Origin of the sequence: Dietzia sp. DQ11-71 (assembly GCF_014144995.1) — a bacterium.
Taxonomy (GTDB): domain Bacteria; phylum Actinomycetota; class Actinomycetes; order Mycobacteriales; family Mycobacteriaceae; genus Dietzia; species Dietzia kunjamensis.
The window spans coordinates 1-10254 of record NZ_JAALDT010000020.1 but is presented as its reverse complement, the minus strand read 5'-3'; the positions used below and the strand labels follow the sequence as shown (position 1 = coordinate 10254).

The following is a 10254-nucleotide window of genomic DNA, read 5'->3' as shown; positions in this document are numbered from 1 at the left end:
CAAGGTCCGCGATCTGTCCCATCGTCGTCGCGGCCGGTACTGCGAGGGCGACCAGCACGCGTGTGCACTCGGCCCCCATCGCCAGGACGTCGGAGACGTTCTGCGCCACCGCGCGCCTGCCCACGTCGCCCCAGCCGGTGAGGTCGAGACGGAAGTGGGTGCCCTCGACGAGCATGTCGGTGGTGACCACGGTGGCGGCGGCGGGTCCCAGGACCGCGGCGTCGTCGCCGTTGCCGACCGGGTCGTCCCCGGTGTGCCCGGCCGCGCCGCTCAGGACGGCGAGCACCGCGGCCTCGCCCGCCTCGGCGACGGTGAGGGCGCGGTCGGACACGGCGGCCACCTCTGCTTCCCGTGGTGTCTCGTCGCCGGGCACACCGGCGGGGGTCTGTAGCGTTGCCGTCAGGTTAGCGGCCGCCCGAGTCGGCGGCCGATCGTGGGAGGAAGGACGACACGACGTGGCTTCGACGGATTCGGACCCGGCCGGGCGGTATGACGCCGGCCCGCGGGACACCGGTACCCCGGGTGCGCGGGCGGTCCCCGTGTCGACCATCGTGGTGGTCCTCGCGGTGGTCGTCCCGCTGGTCATGCTCGCCGTCGTGTTGGTGCTGTTCCGCTCGGTGGGTGAGGAGGCCACGGAGGCGGCCGCGAGCGAGCCGGTGGCCGCGGTGCCCATCCCCTCGCCCGGAGCCGGGTCCGAGGAGTGCGCCGCACTGATCGAGTCGCTCCCGGAGTCCCTCGGGGAGGCCGGCCGCGTCGCTCTGGCCGAACCGGCGCCGGAGGGGACGGCGGCATACCGGATGCCCGATGCCGAACCGGTGATCGTCCGCTGTGGACTGCCGGCTCCGCCGACCTTCACGGTGGGGGTGGGCCTGCAGGAGGTCAACGGCGTCCAGTGGTTCAACGAGCCCGATCCGGACCCGGCGGTCACCGCGTCGACCTGGGTCGCCGTCGACCGTCCGCAGTTCGTCGCGGTGACACTGCCCGACGGCAGTGGAACCGGCCCGATCCAGGACCTCTCCGACGCGCTCACCGCGAGCCTCGAGGCTGTCGAGCCGGACCCCGCACCGATCGGCTGACCCGGCCGACGGGGCCGGGGTGCGGCCGTCTCAGCCGCGGGCGAGCGCGGTCCGCACCAGGGTGTCGAGCAGGGTCGGGTAGTCCACGCCCGTCGCCGCCCACATCTGCGGGTACATGGAGATCGGGGTGAACCCGGGAATGGTGTTGACCTCGTTGATCACCGGCCCGTCGGCGGTGACGAAGAAGTCCACCCGACTCAGCCCCCGGGCGTCCAACGCGTGGAACGCCTCCACCGCCAGTGCGCGCAGTCGCCCGGTCTCCTCGTCCGACAGTTCGGCGGGCAGGTCGAAGGTGGTCACGTCGTCGAGGTACTTGGTGTCGAAATCGTAGAAGGCGTCCCCCTCGGTCCCGCCCTCCCCGCCGGTGGGCTCGCCGGGGATGTGCAGTTCGGCGGGCAGACTCGCCTCCACCCGGCCATCGGGGTACTCGAGGACCCCGCACTCGACCTCGCGTCCGACGATCGCGGCCTCGACGATCACCTTCGGGTCGAAGCGTCGCGCCTCGGTGATCGCCGCATCGAGTTCCTCCGCCCGCGACACCTTGGTGATGCCGATGGACGAGCCGCCGCGGGCCGGCTTGACGAACAAGGGAAGCCCCAGGCGGTCGAGGTCCGACGCCGGGAGCGTCGCGGTGCCCGGCCGGAGCACGACCTGCTGACCGATCGGCAGGCCCGCTGCGCCGAGGACGACCTTGGTGAACTCCTTGTCCATGCCGGCGGCACTGGCGAACACGCCCGGGCCGACATAGGGGATGCCCGAGAGTTCGAGCAAACCCTGGACGGTCCCGTCCTCCGCGTGGGTGCCGTGCATGACGGGGAAGACGACGTCCACCCGAGCGAGTTCCTCCCCGGCCCGGTCACCGCCCGAGAACCGCAGCACCCCGCGGTCGTCGGTGGACAGCCCCAGTGCGACCCCGGGGCGGTGCGGGTCGACGACCGGCATGCTGCGATCGACGATCCGCAGGTCGGACACGTCCTCCGGGCCGAGCGTCCACGTCCCGGATTCGGTGATCCCGACGGGGATGACCTCATAGATCGTGGGGTCGAGGTGCGACATGACGGCGCCGGCGGAGACGCAGCTCACGGAGTGCTCCGAGCTGCGACCGCCGTAGAGGACGGCAACGGTGATGCGATTCACCGGGCCGAGGCTACTCGGGCTTGGTGCTCCGCCTCATGAGGCGCACCGCCACCTCGACGGCGTCGCCCCCCTCGTGACAGATCTCGTGGATCGCCTCCGTCAGCGGCATCTCCACCCCGACCCTACGGGACAGCTCGCGGATCGACGTGCACGACTTGACCCCCTCGGCGACCTGACCGTTGGTGGCCTGCTGGGCCTGTTCCAGGGTCTCTCCCCTGCCCAGACGCTCGCCGAAGGTCCGGTTGCGGGACAGGGGCGAGGTGCAGGTCGCCACGAGGTCCCCGAGGCCCGCCAGCCCCGCGAAGGTCATCTGGTTGGCGCCCAGCGCCACGCCGAGCCTGGTGGTCTCGGCCAGCCCTCGGGTGACGAGGGTGGCCATGGTGTTGTCGCCCAGCCCCATCCCGGTGGCGATGCCGCACACGAGGGCGATGACGTTCTTGGTGGCGCCACCGATCTCGCAGCCCACGACGTCGGTGTTGGTGTACGGGCGGAAGTAGGGCGTGGAGAAGGCGTCCTGGAGCCGGGCCGCGCGCTCGTCGTCCGTGCAGGCGATCACGGTCGCCGCGGGCTGCCCCTCCGCGATCTCCCTCGCGAGGTTGGGGCCGGACAGCGCGGCGATCCGGCGATCGTCGAGCCCGGTGACCTCCGCGACGACCTCGCTGATGCGCATCAGGGTCCCTGTCTCGATGCCCTTGGCCAGCGAGATCACCCCGGCCTCCGGCTCGAGGTGGTCGACCCAGTGCTCGAGGTTGCCCCGCAGACTCTGGGACGGGACCCCCAGCACGACCTCCTCGGCGCCGGCCAGGACCCGCGCCGGGTCGGTCGACGCGGTGACCGTCGCCGGCAGCACGATGCCGGGGAGGTATTTGGAGTTGCAGTGCGCGTCGTTGATCCCGGCTGCCACCTCGTCCCGACGGGCCCACATCACGACCTCGGATCCGGCGTCGGCGAGAACCTTGCCGACCGCGGTCCCCCAGGACCCCGCACCCATCACCGCGATCCGCGCCATCATCGCCTCCCGACCGTCGACCTGCTCCCGACCGCCACCCTCAGGCGGATCGTGGTCAAACGCTACCCGGCGGAGGACGCTCGTGAGGCCCGGCTGGCAGGATGGCGGGCGATGAGCACAGCGGGGCACGGCGGGTCGACGGCTGACGGGTGGACGATCGTCGTCCCCGTCAAGGCGCTCGAGCGCGCCAAGAGCCGGTTGGTGCCCGCACTCACCGCGGACGGCAGGCGGGCTCTCGTGGTGGCGATGGCCGTGGACGTCCTGGCCGCCTGCCGGGAGACCCCGGGAGTCGCCCGCGTTCGCGTCGTCTCCGCCGACCCCCGTGTGGAGGAACTGGCCTCGGGGGCGGGGGCGGAGTTCGTCGACGAACCCGCCCGTACGGACCCCCGCCACGGTGACCCCCTCAATTTCGCCCTGGACAACGCACTCGCCGACGTCCCGGGTCCGGTCGGAGTGGTCGCGGCGGATCTCCCGGAACTGCGACCCGAGCACCTCGCGCGGATCCTGGACATCGCCGGCCGGCACCCGCACGCCACGGTCACGGACCACCGCGGAGCCGGGACCACGATGGCGTTCTGGACCGGCGCGCCCGGTCCCCGTGTCTGCCGGTTCGGTGTCGATTCGGCCGCCCGGTACCGCGACGAGGGCGGCGCGGTACAGATCGCGGCGGTGGGCGATCTGGCCGCCGCCGCCCGGGATGTCGACGTCCCGGAGGATCTCGCGAGGTTGCCGGGGCGGTCCGTCGGTCCCGCCACCGCCGGGGCCCTCCGTGACCCCTCCGTCCGCCTCCTCGCCCACGCGACCGGGGTATCGGCCACAATGGTCCCGTGACCGCCGAACCGACCGCCCTCCAGGGATTGCCCCGGCCCCGCGACCGCTACCTCAACCGCGAACTGAGCTGGCTCGACTTCAACGCCCGGGTCCTCGCACTCGCCGGGGAGAAGGACCTCCCGCTGCTGGAGAGAGCCAAGTTCCTCGCGATCTTCGCCTCGAACCTCGACGAGTTCTACATGGTCCGCGTGGCCGGTCTCCAGCGCCGCGACAAGACGGGATTGTCCGTACGCTCCGCGGACGGCCAGACCCCCGCCGAACAGCTGGGCCGCATCAGCCGACGGACGCGGGAACTGTGCGACGAACAGACCCGCCTGTTCGAGGACGAGATCCGGCCGGCGCTGGAGGAGCACGGGATCCGAATCCTGCCCTGGGCCGACCTCACGGCCGAGGAACGTTTCACCCTCGCGGAGCTGTTCCGTAACTCGATCTTCCCCGTCCTCACGCCCCTCGCTGTGGATCCCGCCCACCCGTTCCCGTACATCTCCGGGCTGAGCCTGAACCTCGCGGTGATCATCCGCGACCTGGACTCGGGCCAGGAGCACTTCGCCCGGGTGAAGATCCCGCACAACGTCCCGCGCTTCGTCCGGGTCGACCGCGGCGGTCCGGACGAGTACGCGTTCGTCCCCGCCGAGGACATCATCGCCGCGCACCTCCAGGATCTGTTCCAGGGCATGGAGGTCGTCGAGCACCACGTGTTCCGGGTGACCCGCAACGCGGACATGGAGGTCGAGGAGGACCGCGACGAGGACCTGCTGCAGGCACTCGAGCGCGAACTCGCCCGCCGGCGCTTCGGATCGGCCGTGCGGCTGGAGATAGCGGAGGACACCACCCCGCGGATGCTCCGCATCCTGCAGCGTGAGCTCGACGTGGACTCGGCCGACGTCATCCGGTTCTCGGGCCTGCTGGACCTCACGGGGCTCTGGCAGATCCACGGCCTGGACCTGCCGGATCTCAAGGACCCGCCCATGGTGCCGGCCACTCCCCCGGCGTTCGGTGAGAGGGAGACGGCCCGCAACATCTTCGCCTCCCTCCAGGAGGGCGACGTCCTCGTCGAGCACCCCTACGAGTCGTTCGCCACCACGGTCCAGCGGTTCATCGAGCAGGCCGCTGCCGACGACGACGTCCTGGCGATCAAACAGACCCTGTACCGGACCTCCGGCGACTCTCCCATCGTCAACGCGCTGGTCGATGCCGCCGCGGCCGGCAAACAGGTCGTCGCGCTGGTGGAGATCAAGGCCCGTTTCGACGAGCAGAACAACATCCGGTGGGCCCGCGAACTCGAGCAGGCCGGGGTCCACGTCGTGTACGGCCTCCTGGGCCTGAAGACCCACTGCAAGACCTGCCTCGTGGTGCGCAAGGAGGGCGACCGGCTCCAGCGCTACGCACACATCGGTACCGGCAACTACAACCCCAAGACGGCGCGCCTGTACGAGGACGTCGGCCTGTTCACCGCCGACGAGGACGTCGTGTCGGACCTGACGGATCTGTTCAACCACCTGACCGGGTTCTCCAACGTGAGCAAGTACCGCCGCCTCCTCGTGGCGCCGGAGGGCATCCGGACGGGGATCATCGAGCGGATCGACCGCGAGATCGAGCTGGCCGCCGAGGGACGCGAGGCCGGTATCCGGCTCAAGGCGAACGCCCTGGTCGACGAGCAGGTAATCGATGCCCTGTACCGCGCATCCCAGGCCGGGGTTCCGGTCGACATCGTGGTCCGTGGCATCTGTTCCCTCCGGGCGGGCGTCCCCGGCCTGAGCGAGAACATCCACGTCCGCTCGATTCTCGGGCGCTTCCTCGAGCACTCCCGGATCCTGCACTTCCGGGGCGCCGACGAGGCCCTCATCGGCAGTGCGGACATGATGCACCGCAATCTGGACCGCCGCGTAGAGGTGATGGTCACCGTCACCGATCCCCGGCTCAAGGCCCAGATCCACCGCATCTTCGACTCGGCCCTCGATCCGGCCACGCGCAGCTTCCATCTCCGGCACGACGCCAGCTGGGCCCGTATGCCCGCCCCGGAGGACTGGGCCGAGTCGGTCGACCATCAGGAGCGGTCGGCCTCACTGCACGCGGGATTCCGGGACCGATGAGCAAGAAGGCCACGGTCCGGGTGGTGCCGGCGGCGGGTGCGGTCCTGTACCGCACGGACGGCGACTCGCGCCTGTGTGCGGTGGTCCACCGCCCGCGCTACGACGACTGGTCCCTGCCCAAGGGCAAGGTCGACGCGGGCGAATCGTTGCCGGTCACCGCTGTCCGGGAGATCGCCGAGGAGACGGGATTCACCGCCGTCCTGCAGTCCCGCATCGGCACCACCGGCTACCCCCTCAAGGAGAACACCCGCAAGGAGGTCACGTACTGGTCGGCGATGGCCCGCGAGGGGACCTTCGAGCCGAACTCGGAGGTCGACGAGATCCGGTGGCTCCCGGTGGAGCAGGCCAAGGATCTGGTCTCCTACCCGTTGGACCGTAAGATCCTCACCCGCTTCTGCGCGGCCCCGCCCGAGGGAAAGACCCTGCTCGTCGTCCGGCACGCCAAGGCCGGCAGCAGGAGCCAGTGGAGCGGGAACGACGACCTGCGCCCCCTCGACAAGTCCGGACGGGCGCAGGCCGAGATGCTCGTGCCGATGCTCCGGGCGTTCGGCGTGACCCGGTTGTACAGCGCGCCCAGGGTCCGGTGCGAACAGACACTCGCGCCACTGGCGGACGAGCTCGGGGTGGGGATCGCGATCGAACCGGCGCTGAGCGACGAGGCGTACCTCGACGACCCGGCAGCCGCCGTGGCCCGGCTGGCCGCGATCGCCCCGGGCGACGGCGTCGCCGTGGTGTCCTCGCAGGGAACCGCCATCCCCGGGATGATCCGGGACCTGGCGGGCTCGACCGACATCGACGTCGGCGAGGCCGCCACCAAGAAGGCCGGCGTGTGGGCCCTGGGGTTCGACGGCACGCGGCCGACCTACGCCGACTACTACCCCAGCCCGCTACCGCTGTTCTGAGCTGCGGTAGCGGGCCGGTCGGTCAGCTGACCTTCTCGCGGTGGTTCACACCATTCTTGCGCAGGCCCCCGAACGACTGGTGGGAGCTGGAGCGCTTCGCGGCGAGCCGGTCCTCGGGGAGCGACTCGGTGCCCTGGATGACGGACTTGAAGTACTGGCCCGGCCGGAACACCGGTGAGTGGGTCGGCGGTACCGGGATCGACTCGCCGGTATGGGGGTTACGGGCGACCCGGGCCGCACGGGATTTCTTCTCGAAGATGCCGAAACCCATGATGGTGATGGATTCCCCGGACGCGACGGTCCGGACGATGATGTCGAGAGTGTTCTCCAGTGCCTCGGTGGCGAGTTGGTGATCTCCGCCCATCCGGTCCGCCAGTTCGGCGATCAGGTCGGCTTTGTTCACGTGGGGATCCCCCTTCGGGTGAGGTATGCGGGCGCGGTACCTGTCCGCGCCGAACTAGACATAAGCATACTCACATGGTTTCGCCACACGGGGGTGTTTCGGAGGTTGCTCCGAAACGACTTCTTATCCCACGATCAGCGCGGGGTCGTGACCGGCTTGAACGCGGGCCGCCGACTCTCGAACTCCTCGATCCGGTGGGCTTCGCGCAGCGTGAGGCCGATGTCGTCGAGCCCCTCCATGAGACGCCACCGGGTGTTGTCGTCGATGTCGAACGGTACCGTGACGTCACCGGCCGTGACGGTGCGCGACCCCAGGTCGACGGTCAGCTCGATACCCGGTCGCTCGTCCATGACCTTCCACAGGAGTTCGACGTTCTCCTGCTCGACCTGGGCGGCCACGAGACCGGACTTCCCCGAGTTACCGCGGAAGATGTCGGCGAACCGCGAGGAGATGACCACACGGAACCCGAAATCCATCAGGGCCCACACTGCGTGCTCGCGCGAGGACCCGGTTCCGAAGTCCGGTCCGGCGACCAGGACGGAGGCGCGGTCGTAGGGCGCCCGGTTGAGGACGAAGTCGGGCTCCTTCGCCCGCCAGGAGGAGAAGAGTCCGTCCTCGAAGCCGGTGCGCGTGACGCGCTTGAGGTACTCGGCCGGGATGATCTGGTCGGTGTCCACGTTGGAGCGGCGCAGCGGGGCGCCGATGCCGGTGTGGGTGGTGATCGGCTCCATGAGGTGTCAGGCCCCCTTCGCGGGCTCGAGGTCGACGGGTGAGGCGAAGTGTCCGAGCACCGCGGTGGCCGCGGCGACCGACGGACTGACCAGATGGGTGCGGGCCCCCTTGCCCTGGCGGCCCTCGAAATTGCGGTTCGATGTGGACGCGCACCGCTGGCCCGGCAGCAACGAGTCCGGGTTCATGCCCAGGCACATGGAGCAGCCGGGTTGGCGCCATTCGGCGCCGAAGGCGGTGAAGACCTTGTCCAGGCCCTCCGCCTCGGCCTGTTCGCGCACGCGCATCGAGCCCGGCACGATGAGCATCCGGACCCCGTCGGCCACCGTGTGACCGTCGACGACCTCGGCGACGGCGCGCAGGTCCTCGATGCGGCCGTTGGTGCACGAGCCGACGAACACGACGTCCACCGGCACGTCCCGCATGGGGGTGCCGGCCTCGAGGTCCATGTACTCCAGTGCGCTCTCGGCGGCGATGCGCGCGCTCTCGTCCGTGAACGACTCGGGGTCGGGGACGGCCGCACCCAGGGGCACGCCCTGGCCGGGGTTGGTGCCCCACGTGACGAAGGGGGTGAGGGCGGCACCGTCGATGACGACCTCGGTGTCGAACACCGCGTCCTCGTCGGTCCGGAGCCCGTCCCAGTACCGCACGGCCTCGTCCCACTCGTCACCCGCGGGCGCGTGCGGGCGACCGCGCAGGTAGTCGTAGGTGATCTGGTCCGGGGCGACCATGCCGGCCCTGGCACCGGCCTCGATGCTCATGTTGCAGATGGTCATCCGCGCCTCCATCGACAGCTTCTCGATGGCCTCGCCGCGGTACTCGATGATGTAGCCCTGCCCGCCGCCGGTGCCGATCTGGGCGATGACGGCCAAGATGAGGTCCTTGGCGGTGACGCCGGGCTGCAGCTCGCCGGTGACGGTGACGGCCATGGTCTTGAACGGGCGCAGGGCCAGCGTCTGGGTGGCCATGACGTGCTCGACCTCGGAGGTGCCGATGCCCATCGCGATGGAACCGAACGCCCCGTGCGTCGAGGTGTGCGAGTCACCGCATACCACGGTCATGCCCGGCTGGGTCAGGCCGAGTTGCGGACCCACGACGTGGACGATCCCCTGCTCGAGGTCGCCCATCGGGTACAGCCGGACACCGAACTCCTCGCAGTTGGAACGCAGCGTCTCGATCTGGATCCGCGAGGTCTGGTCGGCGATGAGGTTGACCGCGCCGCCGACGATGTCGGTCGGGACGTTGTGGTCCTCGGTCGCCAGGGTCAGGTCCGGGCGGCGGAGCCGGCGTCCGGCCAGGCGGAGACCGTCGAAGGCCTGAGGGCTGGTGACCTCGTGGACGAGGTGGAGATCGATGAACAGCAGGTCGGGCCCCCGGGATCCGCCCTCGCCCTCGCCCTCGACCACCACGTGGTCGTCCCAGACCTTCTCGGCCAGGGTCCGCGGTCGCGTGCCGCCGGACACGGTCTCGTTCATCACGCCTCCACTCCACGTCCTGATGGGATCCGATGGATTCTCACCATGTAGGACGATATAGTCGAACTGTGAGACAGTATAGCGGGATCGGGGTCCTCGACAAAGCGATGACGGTGCTCCACGCCGTGGCCGAGCAACCGTGCGTCCTGGCCGACCTCTGCGAGCGGACGGGCCTGCCTCGCGCGACCGCCCACCGGCTCGCGGTGGGGCTCGAGATCCACCAACTCCTCTCCCGTGACGACGCCGGGGTGTGGAGCCTGGGGCCCGGTCTGGCCAAGCTCGCCGCGCACGTGTCGGACTCCCTGGCCGAGGCCGCGTCCTCCGTGCTGCCCCGCCTGCGCGAGGTGACCGAGGAGAGCGTGCAGGTGTACCGGCGCGACGGTGACCGCCGGATCTGTGTGGCCTCCGCGGAACCACCGACGGGACTGCGGGACACGGTGCCCGTCGGGGCGATCCTGCCCATGACACGGGGCTCGGGCGCGAAGGTGTTGGCGGCGTGGGCCGACCCCGCCACCCAGCGCACCCTGCTCGCCGACGCCACGTACACCGAGCGCCAGCTCGCCGACGTCCGGCGGCGCGGCTGGGCGCAGTCGGTCGCC

Annotated in this window: 11 protein-coding genes; 5 read left to right on the top strand and 6 right to left on the bottom strand. The window is 70.5% G+C overall.

Translation table 11 applies throughout. The annotated features are described in order from the left end of the window. Positions 1 to 331 (bottom strand): AIR synthase related protein (locus tag G6023_RS00815; protein WP_347570690.1); only part of this gene is annotated, 331 nt, incomplete at its 3' end. 124 nt (positions 332 to 455) lie between these two features. Between G6023_RS00815 and G6023_RS00810 the strand changes: the two genes are divergently transcribed. After that, positions 456 to 1076 carry a DUF3515 family protein gene (locus G6023_RS00810; protein ID WP_132061051.1) on the top strand — a complete coding sequence of 207 codons (621 nt, stop codon included), beginning with the start codon at positions 456 to 458 and terminating at the stop codon, positions 1074 to 1076. A gap of 30 nt (positions 1077 to 1106) precedes the next feature. On the opposite strand, the gene G6023_RS00805 is transcribed toward G6023_RS00810, so the two are convergent. Then, positions 1107 to 2213, bottom strand: a complete 1107-nt coding sequence (locus G6023_RS00805) for a D-alanine--D-alanine ligase (RefSeq protein ID WP_132061048.1) — start codon at positions 2211 to 2213, stop codon at positions 1107 to 1109. A gap of 10 nt (positions 2214 to 2223) precedes the next feature. After that, complete coding sequence (locus tag G6023_RS00800; protein ID WP_132061469.1) at positions 2224 to 3222, bottom strand: NAD(P)H-dependent glycerol-3-phosphate dehydrogenase; 999 nt, start codon at positions 3220 to 3222, stop codon at positions 2224 to 2226. A gap of 111 nt (positions 3223 to 3333) precedes the next feature. Between G6023_RS00800 and cofC the strand changes: the two genes are divergently transcribed. Genes cofC through G6023_RS00785 form a run of 3 tightly spaced genes read left to right on the top strand, consistent with a single transcriptional unit; the run spans position 3334 to position 7048 of the window. After that, entirely contained in the window at positions 3334 to 4053 is a 720-nt protein-coding gene (cofC, locus tag G6023_RS00795) for a 2-phospho-L-lactate guanylyltransferase (protein ID WP_119192426.1), read from the top strand. Beyond that, complete coding sequence (locus G6023_RS00790; protein WP_132061045.1) at positions 4050 to 6146, top strand: RNA degradosome polyphosphate kinase; 2097 nt, start codon at positions 4050 to 4052, stop codon at positions 6144 to 6146. Before cofC ends, G6023_RS00790 begins: the two co-directional genes overlap by 4 nt. Continuing rightward, complete coding sequence (locus G6023_RS00785; protein ID WP_067717529.1) at positions 6143 to 7048, top strand: NUDIX hydrolase; 906 nt, start codon at positions 6143 to 6145, stop codon at positions 7046 to 7048. Before G6023_RS00790 ends, G6023_RS00785 begins: the two co-directional genes overlap by 4 nt. A 22-nt stretch (positions 7049 to 7070) precedes the next feature. On the opposite strand, the gene G6023_RS00780 is transcribed toward G6023_RS00785, so the two are convergent. The 3 genes from G6023_RS00780 to leuC form a co-directional block, all read right to left on the bottom strand. Next, positions 7071 to 7451: an HU family DNA-binding protein gene (locus G6023_RS00780; protein WP_067717527.1), complete on the bottom strand. Its 381-nt coding sequence runs from the start codon at positions 7449 to 7451 to the stop codon at positions 7071 to 7073. 134 nt (positions 7452 to 7585) lie between these two features. Further along, entirely contained in the window at positions 7586 to 8182 is a 597-nt protein-coding gene (gene leuD / locus G6023_RS00775; RefSeq protein WP_067717524.1) for a 3-isopropylmalate dehydratase small subunit, read from the bottom strand. A gap of 6 nt (positions 8183 to 8188) precedes the next feature. Next, positions 8189 to 9655 carry a 3-isopropylmalate dehydratase large subunit gene (gene leuC, locus G6023_RS00770; RefSeq protein WP_067717515.1) on the bottom strand — a complete coding sequence of 489 codons (1467 nt, stop codon included), beginning with the start codon at positions 9653 to 9655 and terminating at the stop codon, positions 8189 to 8191. Between the two features lie 68 nt (positions 9656 to 9723). Between leuC and G6023_RS00765 the strand changes: the two genes are divergently transcribed. Beyond that, positions 9724 to 10254 (top strand): IclR family transcriptional regulator (locus G6023_RS00765; protein ID WP_182633832.1); only part of this gene is annotated, 531 nt, incomplete at its 3' end.